Source organism: Arthrobacter ginkgonis (assembly GCF_039540195.1).
Classification (GTDB): domain Bacteria; phylum Actinomycetota; class Actinomycetes; order Actinomycetales; family Micrococcaceae; genus Zafaria; species Zafaria ginkgonis.
This window is the reverse complement of sequence record NZ_BAABEO010000008.1, coordinates 481,018-499,674: the sequence shown is the minus strand read 5'-3', so window position 1 is coordinate 499,674 and position 18,657 is coordinate 481,018. Positions and strand designations below refer to the sequence as shown.

27 protein-coding genes and 1 pseudogene are annotated in these 18,657 nt (G+C 65.4%); 27 read left to right on the top strand and 1 reads right to left on the bottom strand.

Going from position 1 to position 18,657, the window contains the following annotated elements; all coding sequences use genetic code 11:
• Positions 1-7: 7 nt before the first annotated feature.
• The 27 genes and pseudogenes from fusA (at position 8) to map (ending at position 17,619) form a co-directional block, all read left to right on the top strand.
• Positions 8-2,122 (top strand): elongation factor G, encoded by a 2,115-nt coding sequence (gene fusA / locus ABD912_RS04895; RefSeq protein WP_345148906.1) that lies wholly within the window; start codon positions 8-10, stop codon positions 2,120-2,122.
• Positions 2,123-2,361: 239 nt separating this feature from the next.
• Complete coding sequence (gene tuf, locus ABD912_RS04890) at positions 2,362-3,552, top strand: elongation factor Tu (protein ID WP_345148905.1); 1,191 nt, start codon at positions 2,362-2,364, stop codon at positions 3,550-3,552.
• A gap of 156 nt (positions 3,553-3,708) precedes the next feature.
• On the top strand, positions 3,709-3,843 hold the full coding sequence (locus tag ABD912_RS04885; RefSeq protein WP_345148903.1) for a hypothetical protein: 135 nt from the start codon (positions 3,709-3,711) through the stop codon (positions 3,841-3,843).
• The gene (locus tag ABD912_RS04880) at positions 3,833-4,441 is read left to right on the top strand and encodes a thermonuclease family protein (RefSeq protein ID WP_345148902.1); all 609 of its coding nucleotides are present in this window, start codon (positions 3,833-3,835) and stop codon (positions 4,439-4,441) included. The genes ABD912_RS04885 and ABD912_RS04880 overlap by 11 nt, the downstream gene beginning before the upstream one ends.
• 408 nt (positions 4,442-4,849) lie before the next feature.
• Positions 4,850-5,158 (top strand): 30S ribosomal protein S10, encoded by a 309-nt coding sequence (gene rpsJ / locus ABD912_RS04875; protein ID WP_003803825.1) that lies wholly within the window; start codon positions 4,850-4,852, stop codon positions 5,156-5,158.
• An 18-nt stretch (positions 5,159-5,176) separates the two neighbouring features.
• The gene (gene rplC, locus ABD912_RS04870) at positions 5,177-5,827 is read left to right on the top strand and encodes a 50S ribosomal protein L3 (protein WP_345148900.1); all 651 of its coding nucleotides are present in this window, start codon (positions 5,177-5,179) and stop codon (positions 5,825-5,827) included.
• Positions 5,828-5,831: 4 nt separating this feature from the next.
• The gene (gene rplD, locus ABD912_RS04865; RefSeq protein ID WP_345148899.1) at positions 5,832-6,437 is read left to right on the top strand and encodes a 50S ribosomal protein L4; all 606 of its coding nucleotides are present in this window, start codon (positions 5,832-5,834) and stop codon (positions 6,435-6,437) included.
• A complete protein-coding gene (gene rplW, locus ABD912_RS04860; RefSeq protein ID WP_345148898.1) occupies positions 6,434-6,739 on the top strand; it encodes a 50S ribosomal protein L23 in 306 nt (101 codons plus the stop codon). Before rplD ends, rplW begins: the two co-directional genes overlap by 4 nt.
• A 30-nt stretch (positions 6,740-6,769) precedes the next feature.
• The gene (gene rplB, locus ABD912_RS04855) at positions 6,770-7,609 is read left to right on the top strand and encodes a 50S ribosomal protein L2 (protein ID WP_149955135.1); all 840 of its coding nucleotides are present in this window, start codon (positions 6,770-6,772) and stop codon (positions 7,607-7,609) included.
• 12 nt (positions 7,610-7,621) lie between these two features.
• Positions 7,622-7,903, top strand: coding sequence for a 30S ribosomal protein S19 (gene rpsS, locus ABD912_RS04850; RefSeq protein ID WP_149955136.1), 282 nt, complete (start codon positions 7,622-7,624; stop codon positions 7,901-7,903).
• Between the two features lie 55 nt (positions 7,904-7,958).
• Complete coding sequence (gene rplV / locus ABD912_RS04845; protein WP_345148894.1) at positions 7,959-8,324, top strand: 50S ribosomal protein L22; 366 nt, start codon at positions 7,959-7,961, stop codon at positions 8,322-8,324.
• Positions 8,325-9,152, top strand: coding sequence for a 30S ribosomal protein S3 (gene rpsC, locus ABD912_RS04840; RefSeq protein ID WP_345148892.1), 828 nt, complete (start codon positions 8,325-8,327; stop codon positions 9,150-9,152).
• The gene (gene rplP, locus ABD912_RS04835) at positions 9,153-9,569 is read left to right on the top strand and encodes a 50S ribosomal protein L16 (RefSeq protein WP_149955139.1); all 417 of its coding nucleotides are present in this window, start codon (positions 9,153-9,155) and stop codon (positions 9,567-9,569) included.
• A 2-nt stretch (positions 9,570-9,571) separates the two neighbouring features.
• Positions 9,572-9,820 (top strand): annotated as a pseudogene (gene rpmC, locus ABD912_RS04830) (50S ribosomal protein L29); the annotation flags it as partial.
• A 2-nt stretch (positions 9,821-9,822) separates the two neighbouring features.
• On the top strand, positions 9,823-10,113 hold the full coding sequence (gene rpsQ, locus ABD912_RS04825; protein ID WP_345148887.1) for a 30S ribosomal protein S17: 291 nt from the start codon (positions 9,823-9,825) through the stop codon (positions 10,111-10,113).
• 383 nt (positions 10,114-10,496) lie between these two features.
• Positions 10,497-10,865 carry a 50S ribosomal protein L14 gene (gene rplN, locus ABD912_RS04820; RefSeq protein WP_345148886.1) on the top strand — a complete coding sequence of 123 codons (369 nt, stop codon included), beginning with the start codon at positions 10,497-10,499 and terminating at the stop codon, positions 10,863-10,865.
• Positions 10,866-10,867: 2 nt separating this feature from the next.
• Positions 10,868-11,230 carry a 50S ribosomal protein L24 gene (rplX, locus tag ABD912_RS04815; RefSeq protein WP_345148885.1) on the top strand — a complete coding sequence of 121 codons (363 nt, stop codon included), beginning with the start codon at positions 10,868-10,870 and terminating at the stop codon, positions 11,228-11,230.
• Entirely contained in the window at positions 11,230-11,802 is a 573-nt protein-coding gene (gene rplE, locus ABD912_RS04810) for a 50S ribosomal protein L5 (RefSeq protein WP_345148884.1), read from the top strand. Before rplX ends, rplE begins: the two co-directional genes overlap by 1 nt.
• Positions 11,803-11,865: 63 nt before the next feature.
• Positions 11,866-12,264, top strand: coding sequence for a 30S ribosomal protein S8 (rpsH, locus tag ABD912_RS04805; RefSeq protein WP_345148883.1), 399 nt, complete (start codon positions 11,866-11,868; stop codon positions 12,262-12,264).
• A 20-nt stretch (positions 12,265-12,284) separates the two neighbouring features.
• Entirely contained in the window at positions 12,285-12,821 is a 537-nt protein-coding gene (gene rplF / locus ABD912_RS04800) for a 50S ribosomal protein L6 (RefSeq protein WP_345148881.1), read from the top strand.
• Between the two features lie 2 nt (positions 12,822-12,823).
• Positions 12,824-13,195: a 50S ribosomal protein L18 gene (gene rplR, locus ABD912_RS04795; protein ID WP_345148880.1), complete on the top strand. Its 372-nt coding sequence runs from the start codon at positions 12,824-12,826 to the stop codon at positions 13,193-13,195.
• Entirely contained in the window at positions 13,192-13,911 is a 720-nt protein-coding gene (rpsE, locus tag ABD912_RS04790; protein WP_425548018.1) for a 30S ribosomal protein S5, read from the top strand. Before rplR ends, rpsE begins: the two co-directional genes overlap by 4 nt.
• A gap of 3 nt (positions 13,912-13,914) precedes the next feature.
• Positions 13,915-14,121 (top strand): 50S ribosomal protein L30, encoded by a 207-nt coding sequence (rpmD, locus tag ABD912_RS04785; RefSeq protein ID WP_345148878.1) that lies wholly within the window; start codon positions 13,915-13,917, stop codon positions 14,119-14,121.
• 2 nt (positions 14,122-14,123) lie between these two features.
• The gene (rplO, locus tag ABD912_RS04780) at positions 14,124-14,582 is read left to right on the top strand and encodes a 50S ribosomal protein L15 (protein WP_345148877.1); all 459 of its coding nucleotides are present in this window, start codon (positions 14,124-14,126) and stop codon (positions 14,580-14,582) included.
• 214 nt (positions 14,583-14,796) lie between these two features.
• Positions 14,797-16,101 carry a preprotein translocase subunit SecY gene (gene secY / locus ABD912_RS04775; protein ID WP_345148876.1) on the top strand — a complete coding sequence of 435 codons (1,305 nt, stop codon included), beginning with the start codon at positions 14,797-14,799 and terminating at the stop codon, positions 16,099-16,101.
• A complete protein-coding gene (locus ABD912_RS04770) occupies positions 16,098-16,664 on the top strand; it encodes an adenylate kinase (protein ID WP_345148875.1) in 567 nt (188 codons plus the stop codon). The genes secY and ABD912_RS04770 overlap by 4 nt, the downstream gene beginning before the upstream one ends.
• A gap of 124 nt (positions 16,665-16,788) precedes the next feature.
• Positions 16,789-17,619, top strand: a complete 831-nt coding sequence (map, locus tag ABD912_RS04765) for a type I methionyl aminopeptidase (RefSeq protein ID WP_345148874.1) — start codon at positions 16,789-16,791, stop codon at positions 17,617-17,619.
• Between the two features lie 66 nt (positions 17,620-17,685).
• Here the strand turns inward: map and ABD912_RS04760 are convergent, their stop codons facing one another.
• Positions 17,686-18,651: an endonuclease domain-containing protein gene (locus ABD912_RS04760; RefSeq protein WP_345148872.1), complete on the bottom strand. Its 966-nt coding sequence runs from the start codon at positions 18,649-18,651 to the stop codon at positions 17,686-17,688.
• Between the last annotated feature and the right edge of the window lie 6 nt (positions 18,652-18,657).

Below are 18,657 nucleotides of genomic sequence, written 5' to 3'. Positions count from 1 at the left end.
AGACACCGTGGCACAGGACGTGCTTACCGACCTCAGCAAGGTCCGCAACATCGGCATCATGGCGCACATCGATGCCGGCAAGACCACCACTACGGAGCGCATCCTGTTCTACACGGGTGTGAGCCACAAGATCGGCGAGACGCACGACGGCGCTTCGACGACCGACTGGATGGAGCAGGAGAAGGAGCGCGGCATCACCATCACGTCTGCCGCCGTGACCTGCTTCTGGAACAAGAACCAGATCAACATCATCGACACCCCGGGCCACGTGGACTTCACCGTCGAGGTGGAGCGCTCCCTGCGCGTGCTCGATGGCGCCGTTGCCGTCTTCGACGGCAAGGAAGGCGTTGAGCCGCAGTCCGAGACCGTCTGGCGCCAGGCCGACAAGTACAACGTGCCGCGCATCTGCTTCGTCAACAAGATGGACAAGCTCGGCGCCGACTTCTACTTCACCGTCGACACCATCATCAAGCGTCTGGGCGCCAAGCCGCTGGTCATGCAGCTGCCGATCGGTTCCGAGAGCGAATTCACCGGCGTCGTCGACCTGCTCACCATGAAGGCCTTCGTGTGGCCGGGCGACGCCAAGGGCGACGTGACCATGGGTGCTGCCTACGAGACCCAGGAAATCCCGGCCGACCTCCAGGAGAAGGCCGAGGAATACCGCGCCAAGCTCGTCGAGGACGTCGCCGAGGGCTCCGACGAGCTCATGGAGAAGTTCCTTGAGGGTGAAGAGATCTCCATCGACGAGCTGAAGGCCGGCATCCGCCAGATGGTCGTCAACTCGCAGATCTACCCGGTCTTCTGTGGTTCCGCGTTCAAGAACCGCGGCGTCCAGCCGATGCTCGACGCCGTCATCGACTTCCTGCCGTCCCCGGTCGACGTTCCCCCGATGATCGGCCACGACCCGAAGAACGAAGAGACCGAGCTGACCCGCAAGCCGGCCATCGACGAGCCGTTCTCCGCGCTGGCGTTCAAGATCGCCGCGCACCCGTTCTTCGGCCAGCTGAACTTCATCCGCGTGTACTCCGGCAAGGCCACCCCGGGCACCCAGGTGCTCAACTCCACCAAGGGCAAGAAGGAGCGTCTGGGCAAGCTGTTCCAGATGCACGCCAACAAGGAGATGCCCGTCGATGAGGTCGTCGCCGGCCACATCTACGCCGTCATCGGCCTGAAGGACACCACCACGGGCGACACCCTGTGCGACATGGACAAGCCGATCGTCCTCGAGTCGATGTCCTTCCCCGCCCCGGTGATCTTCGTGGCCATCGAGCCGAAGACCAAGGGTGACCAGGAGAAGCTCTCCACGGCCATCCAGAAGCTCTCCGCCGAGGACCCGACCTTCACCGTCTCCCTCAACGAGGACACCGGCCAGACCGAGATCGGCGGCATGGGCGAGCTCCACCTGGACATCCTGGTGGACCGCATGCGCCGCGAGTTCAAGGTCGAGGCCAACGTGGGCAAGCCGCAGGTCGCCTACCGCGAGACCATCAAGAAGAAGGTCGAGAAGGTCGACTTCACCCACAAGAAGCAGACCGGTGGATCCGGCCAGTTCGCGAAGGTCCAGGTGTCCTTCGAGCCGCTGGAGACCACGGACGGCACGTTCTACGAGTTCGAGAACGCCGTCACCGGCGGCCGCATCCCGCGCGAGTACATCCCCTCGGTCGACGCGGGCATCCAGGACGCCATGCAGTTCGGCATCCTGGCCGGCTACCCGATGGTGGGCGTCAAGGCGATCCTCACCGACGGTGCCTACCACGACGTCGACTCCTCGGAAATGGCGTTCAAGATCGCCGGCTCCCAGGTGTTCAAGGAAGGCGCACGCCGCGCCAACCCGATCATCCTCGAGCCGCTCATGGCCGTCGAGGTCCGTACCCCGGAAGAGTACATGGGCGACGTCATCGGCGACCTGAACTCCCGCCGTGGCCAGATCCAGTCCATGGAGGACGCCGCCGGCGTCAAGGTTGTCTCCGCGCTGGTTCCGCTGTCGGAGATGTTCGGCTACATTGGCGACCTGCGTTCCAAGACCCAGGGCCGCGCCGTATACTCGATGACCTTCGACAGCTACGCCGAGGTTCCGAAGGCCGTTGCCGACGAGATCATCCAGAAGTCCCGCGGCGAGTAATCGCCCGGGGTCAAAAGACCGGTCGTGACTTCGGGAAACCGGGGAAACGCCACAGCGTGGGGCTGGCATTCGGCCAGCCGGGGCCAGCCCCGCGGTGCGGGAACCGGACGCTCCCTGAGGGAGCGGACGGGCAACCGCAATTTCAAGAAATCAAGAAGCCCCCAGTAGACTTGCATGAGTTTCGCCCGCGAAGAGCGTGGGCGAAGGCAAGTTTTCTGAATACGTTCTAGGAGGAACCTGTGGCGAAGGCAAAGTTCGAGCGGACTAAGCCGCACGTCAACATTGGCACCATCGGTCACGTTGACCACGGTAAGACCACGTTGACCGCTGCCATTTCCAAGGTGCTTGCTGACAAGTACCCCGATCTCAACGAGCAGCGTGACTTCGCGCAGATCGACTCCGCTCCGGAGGAGCGCCAGCGCGGTATCACCATCAACATCTCCCACATCGAGTACCAGACGGAGAAGCGCCACTACGCGCACGTTGATGCCCCGGGTCACGCCGACTACATCAAGAACATGATCACCGGTGCTGCCCAGATGGACGGCGCCATCCTCGTGGTCGCCGCCACCGATGGCCCGATGGCCCAGACCCGCGAGCACGTTCTGCTCGCCCGCCAGGTCGGCGTGCCGTACCTGCTGGTCGCGCTGAACAAGTCCGACATGGTTGACGACGAGGAACTCCTCGACCTCGTCGAGATGGAAGTTCGCGAGCTGCTCTCCTCCCAGGGCTTCGACGGCGACAACGCTCCGGTCATCCGCGTTTCGGGCCTGAAGGCCCTGGAAGGCGACCCGAAGTGGGTCAAGTCCGTTGAGGAACTGATGGAAGCCGTCGACGAGAACGTGCCGGACCCGGTGCGTGACCGCGACAAGCCGTTCCTGATGCCGATCGAGGACGTCTTCACGATCACCGGTCGTGGCACCGTCGTCACCGGCCGCGCCGAGCGTGGCACCCTGCCGATCAACTCCGAGGTCGAGATCGTTGGCATCCGCCCGGTCCAGAAGACCACGGTCACCGGCATCGAGATGTTCCACAAGCAGCTCGACGAGGCTTGGGCCGGCGAGAACTGTGGTCTGCTGCTTCGCGGTATCAAGCGCGAAGACGTGGAGCGTGGCCAGGTTGTCGTCAAGCCGGGTTCCATCACCCCGCACACCGACTTCGAGGCCAACGTCTACATCCTCTCCAAGGACGAAGGCGGCCGCCACAACCCGTTCTACTCGAACTACCGCCCGCAGTTCTACTTCCGTACCACGGACGTGACCGGCGTTATCACCCTGCCGGAAGGCACCGAAATGGTTATGCCCGGTGACAACACCGAGATGACCGTTGCGCTGATCCAGCCGATCGCAATGGAAGAGGGCCTCGGCTTCGCCATCCGCGAGGGTGGCCGCACCGTTGGCTCGGGCCGCGTCACCAAGATCAACAAGTAGTCTCTGCTTGGATCTTTTGACCTGACGGTCCGGACCTCACGGTTTAGGCCTGGCGGTCGAACGGAAGGGCCCCGCTGCTTCGGCAGCGGGGCCCTTTTGTTGTGCCCGGACGGATTGCGGAGCTCGCCTGTCGGTCCGGCGCGGTAGGCTCGGCGCATGGAATGGGTGCCGTTGGTGGTGGTTGCCGGCCTCGTCGTTGCCGCGGTTTCGGCCTGGGCGTGGGGACGCCGGTACTTCCGCCGGGAGATCGAGAGGATCCGCCGGATCCGCAGGGCCAACCGTGGCGGCTAGGCGGCGCCGGCCGACGGCGGCGGTGCTGGTCGCCGGGCTGCTGCTCGGCGGTGCGGCCTGGCTCGCCCTCGACGACGGCGCGCGCGGGCGGTTCGCGGCCCTGTTGCGGGAGGCGAACGCGGGCGGCGAAAGCGAGGCCCCGGCGGAGCGGCCGGAGGGCGCGGTCCCGCTGCGGGTCCATTCGGTGCACGACGGCGACACGCTGCGGCTGCGTCCGGCCGGCGGGATCGGTCCCGGGGAGCCCGGATGGCTCGCGGACCTGGACGCCGGGCGCGTCCGGCTGATCGGGATCGACGCCCCCGAGGTGGGGGAGCGGGCCGAGTGCTACGGCGCCGAGGCCACCGCCGCGTTGCGGGCCCTGGCCCCGGAGGGGTCCACGGTGTGGGGGGTCTCCGACGCCGAGGAGCACGACCGCTACGGACGGGTGCTGCTGTATCTGTGGACCGACGACGGCCGGTTCATCCAGGCCGAACTGGCCTCGGCCGGGGCGGTGGAGGCCCTGGTGGTGGGCGGCAACGACGCCCATGCCGAGCTTCTGGCGTCGCTGGAGGAGCAGGCCAGGGACGCCGGCCGCGGACAATGGTCGGTTTGCCGGTGAGGCGGGCCGCGCCCGCGCGCCCCGATTGGCAATCGGGGCGGAACTCTGCCACACTGGACAAGTTGTTCAAGCGCATTTCCATGCACCGTGCCTGCCGATCGGGGAACCGATAGCGGGGCAGGGGACTGTTTCGACAGGGATTGCGTCCCGCCCGGGATAATGCCCGGGGCCAGGGGCGGATACGACTGAGACGCGGAAATGACCAAAACAGCCTCTTCCCCCAAGCAAGCCGTGTGGGTTGCGCTTCGAAAGATGCGCGACACGCCCGACCGCGGGGGTCGGAGCCTCGGCGGGGTGAGGAACCCGGAATTGTCCGGATTCAGTCCGTTGGAAGGCGTGCCGCTCCGCAAGGAGCCGTAAGGGCACAGCAACTGTACAGAGAGTGCTATCAGAAAGAGGCATCACGCCATGGCGGGACAGAAAATCCGCATCCGGCTGAAGTCGTATGACCACGAGGTCATTGACGTTTCTGCCCGGAAGATCGTTGAGACGGTCACGCGCGCAGGCGCAACCGTAGTCGGCCCCGTGCCGCTGCCGACGGAGAAGAACGTGTACTGCGTCATCCGCTCGCCCCACAAGTACAAGGATTCTCGTGAGCACTTCGAAATGCGTACTCACAAGCGTCTGATCGACATCATCGATCCGACCCCGAAGGCCGTCGACTCGCTTATGCGTCTCGACCTGCCGGCGGACGTCAACATCGAAATCAAGCTCTAGGGGAGGTGCTGAGAAACTATGACCGCAACCCGTAATATCAAGGGCCTGCTGGGCACGAAGCTCGGCATGACCCAGGTGTGGGACGAGAACAACAAGCTCATCCCGGTCACCGTCGTGCAGGCCGACTCCAACGTCGTGACCCAGCTCCGCAATGCGGACCGCGATGGCTACACCGCCGTGCAGATCGGCTACGGCCAGATCGACCCGCGCAAGGTCACCCAGCCGCTGGCCGGCCACTTCGAGGCCGCCGGGGTCACCCCGCGCCGCCACGTCGTGGAGCTGCGCACCGCCGACGCCGGTTCCTACGAGCTGGGCCAGGAGCTCTCCGTTGAGCTCTTCGAGGCCGGCCAGAAGATCGACGTCGTTGGCAAGTCCAAGGGTAAGGGCTTCGCCGGTGTCATGAAGCGCCATGGCTTCCACGGTGTCGGCGCCTCCCACGGTGCCCACAAGAACCACCGTAAGCCGGGTTCCATCGGTGGCGCGTCCACCCCGGGCCGCGTCTTCAAGGGCCTGCGCATGGCCGGCCGCATGGGCGCCGTGCGCACCACCACGCAGAACCTGACGGTTCACGCGGTGGACGCCGAGAAGAACCTCCTGTTGATCAAGGGTGCCGTTCCGGGCGCCCGCGGCCAGGTCGTCCTCGTACGCTCTGCCGTGAAGGGAGCATAAGTAAATGGCTAACTCTGCACTGAAGGTCGAGCTTCCCGCCGCGATCTTCGACGTCCAGACCAACGTCCCGCTGCTGCACCAGGTTGTTGTGGCCCAGCTGGCCGCCGCCCGCCAGGGCACGCACAAGACGAAGACCCGCGCCGAGGTTTCCGGTGCCGGCCGCAAGCCGTTCAAGCAGAAGGGTACGGGCCGCGCCCGCCAGGGCTCGATCCGCGCTCCGCACATGACCGGTGGTGGCGTTGTCCACGGCCCGCAGCCGCGCGACTACAGCCAGCGGACCCCCAAGAAGATGAAGGCCGCGGCCCTGCGCGGAGCCCTCTCCGACCGTGCCCGCAACGGCCGCATCCATGTCATCGAGTCCCTGGTCGCCGGCACCAAGCCGTCCACCAAGGAGGCGCTGGCCACCCTGCGCGCCCTCTCCGAGCGCAAGAACCTGCTCGTTGTCATCGATCGTGCCAACGACGTTGCCGCGCTGTCCGTGCGCAACCTCGCTGAAGTTCACGTCCTCTACGTTGACCAGCTGAACACCTACGATGTTCTGGTTTCCGATGATGTCGTGTTCACCAAGGCCGCCTTCGATGCCCTGGTCAACAAGGAGGCCGCCAAGTGAGCGCCACCCTTTCCAAGTCTCCGCACGACGTCGTTATCGCGCCGGTCGTTTCGGAAAAGAGCTACGGCCTGATCGACGAAGGCAAGTACACCTTCCTGGTCGACCCGCGCTCCAACAAGACCGAGATCAAGCTGGCGGTGGAGAAGATCTTCTCCGTCAAGGTTGCCTCCGTCAACACCATCAACCGTGCCGGTAAGCGCAAGCGCACTCGCTTCGGGTGGGGTGCACGCAAGAACACCAAGCGTGCCATCATCACCCTGAAGGAAGGCACCATCGACATCTTCGGCGGTCCGCTTTCCTAAGCGGAGACCACTTTAACGAGGAATTGAATTATGGGAATCCGTAAGTACAAGCCGACTACCCCGGGCCTGCGCGGCTCGAGCGTGGCCGACTTCGCAGAAATCACCCGGTCGACGCCGGAAAAGTCGCTGCTCCGTCCGCTCACCAAGACCGGCGGCCGCAACAACTCCGGTAAGATCACCACCCGCCACAAGGGTGGTGGCCACAAGCGTCAGTACCGTCTGATCGACTTCCGTCGCCACGACAAGGACGGCGTGCCGGCGAAGGTCGCTCACATCGAGTACGACCCGAACCGCACCGCGCGCATCGCGCTGCTCCACTACGTGGACGGCACCAAGCGCTACATCATCGCCCCGAACAAGCTGAAGCAGGGCGACCAGATCGAAGCCGGTCCGGACGCCGACATCAAGCCGGGCAACAACCTGCCGCTGCGCAACATCCCCGTGGGCACCGTGATCCACGCCGTGGAGCTGCGTCCGGGTGGCGGCGCCAAGATGGCCCGCTCCGCCGGCGCCTCCGTGCAGCTGGTTGCCCGTGAGGGCCGTTTCGCCCAGCTGCGCCTGCCCTCCGGTGAAATCCGCAACGTTGACGTGCGCTGCCGCGCCACGATCGGCGAGGTCGGCAACGCCGAGCAGTCGAACATCAACTGGGGCAAGGCCGGCCGCATGCGCTGGAAGGGCGTTCGCCCGACCGTCCGTGGTGTCGCGATGAACCCGGTCGACCACCCGCACGGTGGTGGCGAGGGCAAGACCTCCGGTGGTCGCCACCCGGTCAACCCGAACGGTAAGCCGGAAGGCCGTACCCGCCGTCCGAACAAGGAAAGCGACAAGCTTATTGTGCGTCGCCGTCGTACCGGCAAGAACAAGCGATAGGAGCCTGGAAACATGCCACGCAGCCTGAAGAAAGGCCCCTTCGTCGATCAGCACCTTTTCGTGAAGGTCGCTGCTGAAAATGAAAAGGGCACCAAGAACGTCATCAAGACGTGGTCCCGCCGTTCGATGATCGTTCCCGACATGCTCGGGCACACGATCGCCGTTCACGATGGACGCAAGCACATTCCGGTGTTTGTCACCGAGTCGATGGTCGGGCACAAGCTCGGCGAATTCGCCCCGACGCGGACTTTCCGCAGCCACGTGAAGGACGACAAGAAGGGCAAGCGCCGCTAACCCGCAAGGGTAGCGAGTGCTTAGCACTTCTTCGATAGACGAGAGAAGGAAAGCAATGGAAGCCAAGGCAATTGCGCGCCATATCCGCGTAACGCCTATGAAGGCCCGGCGCGTCGTCAACCTTGTTCGTGGCAAGCAGGCGAATGAGGCTCTGGCGATTCTGAAGTTTGCCCCCCAGGCAGCTTCGGAGCCGGTGTTCAAGGTTGTTGCGTCGGCCGTCGCCAACGCACGCGTCGCCGCGGACCGCGATGGCGTCGCGTTCAAGGAGGACGAGCTGTTCATCAGCGAGGCCTTCGTTGACGAGGGTCCGACCATGAAGCGGTTCCAGCCGCGTGCCCAAGGCCGCGCGTTCCGCATCAACAAGCGCACCAGCCACATCACTGTGGTCGTCGCAACCCCGGAGAAGGGTGGGGAAAAGTAAATGGGTCAGAAGGTTAATCCGCACGGATTCCGTCTCGGCATCACCACCGACCACGTCTCGCACTGGTTTGCCGACAGCACCAAGCCGGGTCAGCGCTACAAGGACTTCGTTCGTGAGGACGTCAAGATCCGCGAGCTGATGACCGTGGGCATGGAGCGTGCCGGTATCGCCAAGGTCGAGATCGAGCGCACCCGCGACCGTGTCCGCGTGGACATCCACACGGCGCGTCCGGGCATCGTCATCGGCCGCCGCGGCGCCGAGGCCGACCGCATCCGCGGGGAGCTGGAGAAGCTCACCAGCAAGCAGGTTCAGCTGAACATCCTCGAGGTCAAGAACCCCGAGATCGAAGCCCAGCTGGTTGCCCAGGGCATCGCCGAGCAGCTCTCTTCCCGCGTTGCGTTCCGCCGCGCGATGAAGAAGGCCATGCAGTCCGCGATGCGTGCCGGCGCCAAGGGCATCCGTGTCCAGTGCTCCGGCCGTCTGGGCGGCGCCGAAATGTCCCGCAAGGAGTTCTACCGCGAAGGCCGCGTGCCGCTGCACACCCTCCGCGCGAACATCGACTACGGCAAGTTCGAGGCCAAGACCACCTTCGGCCGCATCGGCGTGAAGGTGTGGATCTACAAGGGCGATGTGACCGCGAAGGAGCTCGCGGCCCAGGCCGCAGCCGCTCCGGCCCGCGGTCGCGGCGAGCGCCCGGGTCGCCCCGGTGGCCAGGGTGGCCAGGGTGGCGACCGCCGTCGTCGCAATGACCGCAACGCCGCTCCGGCCGCTGAAGCAGCGCAGGCTGCCGAGGCTCCGGCCGCGGCCGCAGAAGGAGGACAGGCTTAAATGCTTATCCCACGCCGAGTCAAGTTCCGCAAGCAGCACCACCCGAAGCGTTCGGGCAATGCCACCGGCGGAACCGAGGTTACCTTTGGCGAGTACGGCATCCAGGCCCTGACCCCGGCCTACGTGACGAACCGTCAGATCGAAGCCGCGCGTATCGCGATGACCCGCCACATCAAGCGTGGCGGCAAGGTCTGGATCAACATTTATCCGGACCGCCCGCTGACCAAGAAGCCCGCCGAAACCCGCATGGGTTCCGGTAAGGGTTCGCCGGAATGGTGGGTCGCAAACGTCAAGCCGGGACGGGTTCTGTTCGAACTCTCCGGCGTCAATGAAGAGGTAGCTCGCGAGGCCCTGCGCCTTGCAATCCACAAGCTGCCGCTGAAGGCACGCATTGTGCGTCGTGAGGCAGGTGAATAGGAATGGCAATCGGATCTAAGGATCTCGCAACCGAGGCCCTTGACGGCTTCGACAACGGCCGTCTGGTCGAGGAGCTGAAGAAGGCCAAGGAGGAACTCTTCAACCTCCGTTTCCAGTCCGCCACCGGCCAGCTGGAATCGCACGGCCGCCTGAAGTCTGTCAAGCGCGACATCGCCCGCATCTACACGGTGCTGCGCGAACGCGAGCTGGGCATCCGCCAGGAAGTCGTCTCCCCGGCAGAGGACGCCAAGTAATGAGCGAGAAGGAAAACGCAGTGGCTGAAGCAGCAGAAGCGCGCGGTTACCGCAAGACCCTCCGCGGGTACGTGGTTTCCGACAAGATGCAGAAGACCATCGTCGTCGATGTGGAGGATCGCGTGAAGCACTCCCTCTACGGCAAGGTCCTGCGCCGCAACAAGAAGGTCAAGGCCCACGACGAGCAGAACACCGCCGGCATCGGCGACCTGGTGCTCATCGCCGAGACCCGTCCCTTGTCCAAGGACAAGAACTGGCGCCTCGTGGAGATCATCGAAAAGGCCAAGTAGCCCTTTTTCGATGCCCTCCCCAGGGTGCACCGCGGCCGGCTGAGGCCGGCCGCGGAAAACCAGGGCCGGGACCCGGAATCGTGCGTTCATCCGCGCGATTTCGGGTCCCGGCCTTTTTGGCGTAATATTGAATATCTGTGCGCCCTGCGTGTGGGGACTATCCACCTTCGCATTCGGGGCACGCGTGCGCACGACGGCGGCGAGCCGCCCTCGTACAGTGCACGGCACGGCTCTCCGGCGAACGCCTCGGCCCTGCCTCCCCAGCAGTTTCGACCCTACGGGTCTGCCTGTTTGGAGGTGGGGGTAAGCGACAGCCGGGGATGGACCATAAATCCGTTCCGCAAGGCTCCCTAGGAGAACCAGCGAGACGACAGGAGCAAATAGTGATTCAGCAGGAGTCGCGACTCAAGGTGGCCGACAACACCGGTGCTAAGGAAATCCTTACCATCCGTGTTCTCGGCGGTTCCGGACGTCGCTACGCAGGCATCGGCGACGTCATCGTCGCCACCGTCAAGGATGCAATCCCTGGCGGCAACGTCAAGAAGGGTGACGTCGTCAAGGCCGTCATCGTTCGCACCAAGAAGGAGCGCCGCCGTGCGGATGGCTCCTACATCAAGTTCGACGAGAACGCGGCCGTCATCCTCAAGGCTGATGGCGAACCCCGCGGTACTCGTATCTTCGGCCCGGTGGGGCGTGAGCTTCGTGACAAGAAGTTCATGAAGATCGTTTCCCTGGCTCCGGAGGTGCTGTAAGCATGGGTGCAAAGATCAAGAAGGGCGATCTCGTCCAGGTCATCACGGGCTCCAAGGCTGAGCGCGGCGGCGACCGCGGCAAGCAGGGCAAGGTCCTGAAGGTGTTCCCGGAGACCAACCGCGTGCTCGTTGAGGGCATCAACCGCGTCACCAAGCACACCAAGGCCGGCCAGACCGAGCGCGGTACCACCACCGGTGGCATCGAGGTCGTCGAGGCTCCGCTGCACGTTTCCAACGTTGCGATCGTGGACCCGGAGACCAAGAAGCCGACCCGCGTCGGTTTCCGCGAGGAAACCGTCGAGAAGGACGGCGTGAAGAAGACCGTGCGCGTGCGTTACGCCAAGGCTTCCGGAAAGGCACTCTAATGACTGAAGCAGCTGTGAAGACCCAGCCGCGCCTGAAGGCCAAGTACGCCTCCGAGGTCCGCGCGACCCTGCAGTCCGAGTTCAACTACGCCAATGTCATGCAGGTTCCCGGCCTGGTGAAGGTCGTTGTGAACATGGGTGTCGGCGAGGCCGCCAAGGACTCCAAGCTGATCGAGGGCGCCGTGCGCGACCTCACCGCGATCACCGGCCAGAAGCCGATGGTTACCAAGGCCCGCAAGTCCATCGCCCAGTTCAAGCTGCGCGAAGGCATGCCGATCGGCACGCACGCAACGCTGCGTGGCGACCGCATGTGGGAATTCGTGGATCGCCTGGTCACCCTCGCCCTGCCCCGTATCCGCGACTTCCGCGGCCTGAACGGCAAGCAGTTCGACGGCAACGGCAACTACACCTTCGGCCTCACGGAGCAGTCCATGTTCCACGAGATCGACCAGGACGCGATCGACCGCGTCCGCGGTATGGACATCACCGTGGTGACCACCGCCAAGACCGACGCGGAAGGCCGTGCGCTGCTCAAGGCGCTGGGCTTCCCGTTCAAGACCGAAGACAACTAGTTCAACTACGTCGCAGGTCCGTCCCCAGGACGGAAACCGTGACGAGGAAGGGCAGAAGCCCAAATGACAATGACAGATCCTGTCGCAGATATGCTGACTCGTCTGCGCAACGCCAACTCGGCCTACCACGACACCGTTTCGATGCCGTCGTCCAAGCTGAAGGTGCGCCTTGCGGAGATCCTGAAGCGCGAAGGTTACATCGGTGACTTCGTCGAGGAAGCTGCTGAGGTCGGCAAGAAGCTGACCATCAACCTGAAGTTCGGCCCCAGCCGCGAGCGTTCGATCGCCGGCATCCGCCGTATCTCCAAGCCGGGCCTGCGCGTTTACGCGAAGTCCACCAACCTGCCGCACGTCCTCGGGGGCCTCGGCATTGCCATCCTGTCCACCTCCTCCGGTCTGCTTACTGACCGCCAGGCCGCAAAGAAGGGCGTGGGTGGGGAAGTCCTCGCCTACGTCTGGTAACGGGAAGGGAGTAAAAGAACATGTCTCGTATTGGACGTCTCCCCATCACCGTCCCCGCCGGCGTTGAGGTCAACATCGACGGTGCCACCGTCTCCGTGAAGGGCCCGAAGGGCGAGCTGAACCACGTTGTGGCCAGCCCGATCACCGTGTCCCTCGAAGAGGGCACCGTTTCGGTGACCCGCCCGACGGACGACCGCGTCGCCCGTTCGCTGCACGGCCTGACCCGCACCCTGATCGACAACATGATCATCGGTGTGACCCAGGGCTACAGCAAGGGCCTGGAAATCCACGGCACCGGCTACCGCGTGCAGGCCAAGGGTGCGGACCTCGAGTTCGCCCTGGGCTACTCGCACCCGGTCAACGTCTCCGCTCCGGAAGGCATCTCCTTCACGGTCGAGGGCGCCAACAAGCTGACCGTTTCCGGCATCAGCAAGCAGCAGGTTGGCGAAGTTGCAGCCAACATCCGCAAGCTCCGCAAGCCTGACCCGTACAAGGGCAAGGGCGTTCGCTACGCTGGCGAAATCATCCGCCGCAAGGTCGGAAAGGCTGGTAAGTAACCATGGCTCTCGGAATCAAGGGTAAGAGCAAGAGCGCCTCTCGCGGGCGCCGCCACCTGCGTGTCCGTAAGCGCATCGTTGGCACCGAGGCGCGTCCGCGCCTGGTCGTCAACCGCTCCGCTCGCCACATGTTTGTCCAGGTTGTCGATGACAGCAAGGGCATCACCGTGGCCTACGCGTCCACGCTCGAGGCCGACCTGCGCGCCTTCGAGGGTGACAAGACCGCCAAGGCCAAGCGCGTTGGCGAGCTCGTTGCCGAGCGCGCCAAGGCTGCCGGCATCGAGGCGGTCGTCTTCGACCGCGGCGGCAACAAGTACCACGGCCGCGTGGCCGCGGTTGCCGATGGCGCTCGTGAAGGTGGGCTGGCACTGTGAGCGAAGCTACTAACGAGAAGGAAACTCAGGTGTCTGAAGCAACTGAGGCAGTGGAGACCGCTGCTCCCGCCGCCGACAACGCCGGCGCACGTCGCGGCGAAGGCCGTGGCGACGGTCGTGGCCGTGGCGAAGGCCGCGGTCGTGGCGAGGGACGTGGCCGTGGCCGCGATTCCAAGGACAGCCGCAACGAGGACAAGGACAAGTTCCTTGAGCGCGTTGTGAACATCAACCGCGTGGCCAAGGTCGTCAAGGGCGGCCGCCGCTTCAGCTTCACCGCACTCGTTGTGGTGGGCGACGGCAACGGCCTCGTTGGCGTCGGCTACGGCAAGGCCAAGGAAGTTCCGGCCGCCATTGCCAAGGGCGTTGAGGAAGCCAAGAAGTCCTTCTTCCGCGTTCCGCGCGTCGGCTCCACCATCCCGCACGTGGTGCAGGGCGAGGCCGCTGCCGGCGTCGTGCTGCTGCGTCCGGCCGCTCCGGGTACCGGCGTTATCGCCGGCGGTCCGGTCCGCGCCGTGCTCGAGTGCGCCGGTATCCACGATGTCCTGTCCAAGTCCATGGGCACCTCCAACCAGATCAACATCGTCCACGGCACCGTGGCCGCGCTGAAGATGCTGGAAGAGCCGGCGGCCGTTGCGGCCCGCCGTGGCCTGCCGATGGACGAGGTTGTGCCGGCCCAGATGCTGCGCACCATCAACAACGCGAAGGCAGGTGCGTAGCAAGTGGCCAAGAACCTGGTCCCCAGCGACGCGAAGCTGGCAATTACCCAGATCAAGTCCACCATTGGTGGCAAGCAGAACCAGCGCGACACCGTGCGCTCGCTCGGTCTGAAGCGGATCGGCCACACCGTGGTCCGTACCGCCGACGCCGTGACCGTGGGCATGATCAACACGGTTCCGCACCTCGTGAAGGTTGAGGAGGCGAAGTAATCATGGCTGAGAACAAGGAAACCGCTCTCAAGGTCCACCACCTGCGTCCCGCCCAGGGCGCCAAGACCGCGAAGACCCGTGTGGGTCGCGGTGAAGGCTCCAAGGGCAAGACCGCCGGTCGCGGCACCAAGGGCACCAAGGCCCGCTACCAGGTCAAGGCTGGCTTTGCCGGCGGCCAGCTGCCGCTGCACATGCGCCTGCCGAAGCTGCGCGGCTTCAAGAACCCGTTCCGCGTCGAGTTCCAGGTCGTGAACCTGGACAAGCTCTCGGAACTGTTCCCCGAAGGTGGCGAGGTCACCGTCGAGACCCTGGTCGCGAAGGGCGCCGTTCGCAAGAACCAGCCCGTCAAGGTCCTGGGCACCGGCGACATCACCGTCAAGGTGGACGTGAAGGTCAACGCCTTCTCCGCGTCCGCCGCCGAGAAGATCGCCGCCGCTGGCGGCACCGTGACCGAGCTCTAAGCTTGCGTTGATCTTGTCGATCCTCTGAAGGGCCGCTGGGTCCGGTGCAAACCGGTCCCGGCGGCCCTTCGGCTTTTAACCGCGCGCGGCGCCCTCCGGCGTCGCGCCTTCAAGCTGTTTGTGTGCGTTTGTTTACGGGCCATCCATCCGATACCGGTAGACTCAGGACGTCAATCCCGGACCGCGGTCCGGCAACAATCTTTCAGGAGGACGCTTGTTCAGCGCCATTGCCCGGGTTTTCCGGACGCCTGACCTCCGGCGCAAGCTGCTGTTCACGCTGGCCATCATCGCTATCTACCGGGTGGGCGTGTTCATTCCCGCCCCGGGTGTGGACTACACCAATGTCCAGCAGTGCCTTGCGGCCGGCACCACGAGCGGTGGGTTGTACCAGTTCGTCAACCTCTTCAGCGGCGGCGCCCTGCTCCAGGTCTCGATCTTCGCCATGGGCATCATGCCCTACATCACCGCGTCCATCATCGTGCAGCTGCTGCGCGTGGTGATCCCGCGCTTCGAGGAACTGCACAAGGAAGGCCAAGCCGGACAGGCGACGCTGACCCAGTACACGCGGTACCTGACGATCGCGCTGGGCCTGCTGCAGGCGACCACGCTGGTGTCCCTGGCCCGCTCCGGCGCGCTGTTCGCCGGCTGCACCCTGCCGATCGTGCCCGACGATTCGCTGATCGTGGTGCTGCTGATGGTCATCACGCTCACCGCCGGCACCGGCCTGATCATGTGGATGGGCGAACTGGTCACCGAGAAGGGCGTCGGAAACGGCATGTCCCTGCTGATCTTCGTCTCGATCGCCTCGGGCTTCCCGGCCTCGATGGGCCAGATCATCTCCACCCAGGGCTGGTGGGTGTTCGCCGCGGTGATGCTGATCGGTGTCGTCGTCGTGGCCCTGGTGGTCTTCGTCGAGCAGTCCCAGCGCCGCATTCCGGTCCAGTACGCCAAGCGCATGGTGGGCCGCCGCACGGTCGGCGGGACCTCGACCTACATTCCGCTGAAGGTCAACATGGCCGGCGTCATCCCGGTCATCTTCGCGTCCTCGATGCTGTCCCTGCCCACCATGCTGGTGCAGTTCAACGTCCGCGCCGACGGGACGCTGCCGGACTGGGCGCTGTGGGTGCAGTCGCACCTGTCGGGGACCTCGCCGCTGTACATGGTCATCTACGCGCTGATGATCCTCTTCTTCACGTACTTCTACGTCGCCATCACCTTCAACCCCACCGAGGTGGCGGACAACATGAAGAACTACGGCGGCTTCATCCCGGGCATCCGCGCCGGACGCCCGACGGCCGAGTACCTCCAGTACGTGCTCGCCCGCATCACTCTCCCGGGAGCCATCTACCTGGCTTTCGTGGCTCTGATCCCGCTGATCGCCTTCGTGCAGATCGGCGCGAACCAGAATTTCCCGTTTGGCGGAACCTCGATCCTCATCATGGTTGGCGTGGGTCTTGAAACCGTCAAGCAAATCAATGCCCAAATGCAGCAGCGACACTACGAAGGACTCTTGCGATGACCCGTCTCCTGATCATTGGCCCGCCCGGTTCCGGGAAAGGTACCCAGGCCGCCCGCATCTCCGAGCGGCTCGGCGTCGTGGCCGTGTCCACCGGCGACATCTTCCGCGCCAACGTCAAGGAGCTGACGCCGCTGGGCGTCGAGGCGAAGAAGTACATCGACAACGGCGACTTCGTCCCGGACTCGGTGACCAACAACATGGTCCGCGACCGCCTCGCCCAGGACGACGTGTCCGAGGGCTTCCTGCTTGACGGCTACCCGCGCACCTCCGCCCAGGTCGACGAGCTCGACTCCATCCTGGCCGCCAACGAGCAGACCCTGGACGGCGTGCTGCAGCTGACCGCCGACGATGACGAGCTCGTGGCCCGCCTGCTCAAGCGCGCCGAGATCGAGGGCCGCGCCGACGACACCGAGGAGGTCATCCGCCACCGCCTGGCGCTCTACCACGAGCAGACCCAGATCGTGGTGGACCGCTACCTGGACCGCGGGATCGTCCGCCAGGTCGACGGCATCGGCCCCATCGACGAGGTCACCGACCGCGTCCTCGGCGCTCTGAAGTCCTAGCGCCACCACGCCCCGGTGCCCCGTACCGCCGGGCACCGCACCGGAAGCCTCCGCCCAACGACGGGCGGGGGCTTCCGCCGTCGTGCGGGATAATTGGAACCAGACCAACCGGGAGGAAAACACCATGGCGTTCGGCCAGCCGAAGATCGAGTACAAGACCAACAGCCAGATCCTGAAGATGCGAGCGGCCGGGCTGGTCCTGGCCGAGGCGCTGGACGAGGCGGCCGCCGCTGCGACGATCGGCACGACCACGGGGGAGGTGGACGCCGTGTTCGCCGGCGTCCTGGAGCGCCACGGGGCCACCAGCAACTTCAAGGGCTACCACGGCTTCCCGGCCACCATCTGCGCGTCCGTCAACCACGAGGTCGTCCACGGCTTCCCGTCGGACTACGTGCTGCAGGACGGGGACGTGCTCAAGATCGACGGCGGCGCGATCGTGGACGGCTGGCACTCCGACTCCGCCCGCACGGTCATCGTGGGCCAGGCCGACCCGGAGGACCAGCGGCTGAGCGACATCACCGAGGAGGCCATGTGGCGCGGCATCGCGGCGCTGGCGGACGCGCGCTTCGTCGGGCAGATCGGCGAGGCGATCGACGACTTCGTCTCCGCCGCCCCCGGCAAGCCGCTGGGCATCCTGGAGGACTACGTCGGCCACGGCATCGGCTCCGAGATGCACCAGGCCCCGGACGTGCTCAACTACCGCTCCGGCCACCGCGGGCCGCGCGTGAAGCCGGGCCTGTGCCTGGCCATCGAGCCGATGCTGGTGCGCGGAAACATCGAGACCCGGGTGCTGGAGGACGACTGGACCGTGGTGACCACCGACGGCTCGCGCGCGTCCCAGTGGGAGCACACCGTCGCGGTGCACCTGGGCGGCATCTGGGTGCTGTCCGCACACGACGGCGGCGTGGCCGGCCTGGCGCCGTTCGGCGTCGTGCCGTCCCCGATTGAGGCGTAACGGCCCGATATCGCGGCAACCCTGCTTGAGTTGTGCACCCCAAGACGGGATTTTGGGGTGCACAACTCAAGCAGGGTTTTCGTTTTGGGCCTGGCATAGGGCTTCGCGGACCTCGCGGCAGGCCCGGGCGAAGCCGTCGAAGAGGTCGGCCGAGTCGAACTTGAGGTACCGCCAGCGGGCCTTGTCGAACTGCGCGTCGCGTCGGTTGTCGCGGCGCAGCTGTTCGGGGGTGCGGTGAGAAGCGCCCTCGTACTGGATCGCTACCCTGAAATGCCGGTAGCCGAGATCCGCCTCGGGAGACCATTGGTCCTCGGGGTCCAGCCGCACCTGCAGTTCGGGCTCGGGCAGGCCGCTTCGGACCAGGGCCAGCCGCAGCTTCGTCTCGGGCGGCGAATCCGAGCCAACCCTGACGTCCTTGAGGGCTGCGCGAGCAGTCCGGATTCCGGTGAAATTGGGGTGGGCGTCAAGCAGCCGGCTGAGGCCGGCGGGCGTAGCCCAAGGATCAATGCGGCCTTCGAACCTTGCCCGCGGGATTCGGACCACCTGGTCCCCGACCGCCACGAGGTCCTCGAAGGGCAGCAGGGCAGCGAGGTCCAGCCACGTGCGGGCCGGGGTGGCAATCCGCAGGCCTGTGGCCTCGAAGGGACCGTCCAGCGGCGGCAGGACGGTTTGCACCTCGCCGGGGTGGACCGCCAGTCGATGACAGACGGTGCCGTGCAGTCGCAGCACGGGCTGTTCGTTGCCGCGCGAGACATGCAGCTCGGCAGCTTTTTGGAGGGCGGCGGGCAACCCGAGGCCATGGACGCGCGCTGCGGTTTGGTGGGAGGCATGGAGGCCAGGGTGCAGCAGTTCCAGCCCGGCGACAACGGCGGCTTCGCTGGGGGCGGTGGGGCCGTGGCAGTACAGGCCACGGTGCAGGCTGGTGATGTCGCTGGCCTGCAGCCGTTTCCGCGGAACGCCAAGCCGGCAGGCGAGCCGGTGGGTGAAGACCCTGTCCCGCAGAGGGTGGAGTAGGGGAGGGAGCGGCCTCATGAGCCA

Bases quoted from the DNA above. Each gene is read 5' to 3' on its own strand.
- rplE (WP_345148884.1), top strand. From the start codon at position 11,230: ATGACTGAAGCAGCTGTGAAGACCCAGCCGCGCCTGAAGGCCAAGTAC.
- rplV (WP_345148894.1), top strand. From the start codon at position 7,959: ATGGAAGCCAAGGCAATTGCGCGCCATATCCGCGTAACGCCTATGAAG.
- ABD912_RS04760 (WP_345148872.1), bottom strand. From the start codon at position 18,651: ATGAGGCCGCTCCCTCCCCTACTCCACCCTCTGCGGGACAGGGTCTTC.
- rplF (WP_345148881.1), top strand. From the start codon at position 12,285: ATGTCTCGTATTGGACGTCTCCCCATCACCGTCCCCGCCGGCGTTGAG.
- ABD912_RS04770 (WP_345148875.1), top strand. From the start codon at position 16,098: ATGACCCGTCTCCTGATCATTGGCCCGCCCGGTTCCGGGAAAGGTACC.
- map (WP_345148874.1), top strand. From the start codon at position 16,789: ATGGCGTTCGGCCAGCCGAAGATCGAGTACAAGACCAACAGCCAGATC.
- rplC (WP_345148900.1), top strand. From the start codon at position 5,177: ATGACCGCAACCCGTAATATCAAGGGCCTGCTGGGCACGAAGCTCGGC.
- rpsQ (WP_345148887.1), top strand. From the start codon at position 9,823: ATGAGCGAGAAGGAAAACGCAGTGGCTGAAGCAGCAGAAGCGCGCGGT.
- rpsS (WP_149955136.1), top strand. From the start codon at position 7,622: ATGCCACGCAGCCTGAAGAAAGGCCCCTTCGTCGATCAGCACCTTTTC.
- ABD912_RS04885 (WP_345148903.1), top strand. From the start codon at position 3,709: ATGGAATGGGTGCCGTTGGTGGTGGTTGCCGGCCTCGTCGTTGCCGCG.
- rpsJ (WP_003803825.1), top strand. From the start codon at position 4,850: ATGGCGGGACAGAAAATCCGCATCCGGCTGAAGTCGTATGACCACGAG.
- rplX (WP_345148885.1), top strand. From the start codon at position 10,868: ATGGGTGCAAAGATCAAGAAGGGCGATCTCGTCCAGGTCATCACGGGC.
- rpsC (WP_345148892.1), top strand. From the start codon at position 8,325: ATGGGTCAGAAGGTTAATCCGCACGGATTCCGTCTCGGCATCACCACC.
- rplB (WP_149955135.1), top strand. From the start codon at position 6,770: ATGGGAATCCGTAAGTACAAGCCGACTACCCCGGGCCTGCGCGGCTCG.
- rplP (WP_149955139.1), top strand. From the start codon at position 9,153: ATGCTTATCCCACGCCGAGTCAAGTTCCGCAAGCAGCACCACCCGAAG.
- rpsH (WP_345148883.1), top strand. From the start codon at position 11,866: ATGACAATGACAGATCCTGTCGCAGATATGCTGACTCGTCTGCGCAAC.
- rplR (WP_345148880.1), top strand. From the start codon at position 12,824: ATGGCTCTCGGAATCAAGGGTAAGAGCAAGAGCGCCTCTCGCGGGCGC.
- rplD (WP_345148899.1), top strand. From the start codon at position 5,832: ATGGCTAACTCTGCACTGAAGGTCGAGCTTCCCGCCGCGATCTTCGAC.
- rplO (WP_345148877.1), top strand. From the start codon at position 14,124: ATGGCTGAGAACAAGGAAACCGCTCTCAAGGTCCACCACCTGCGTCCC.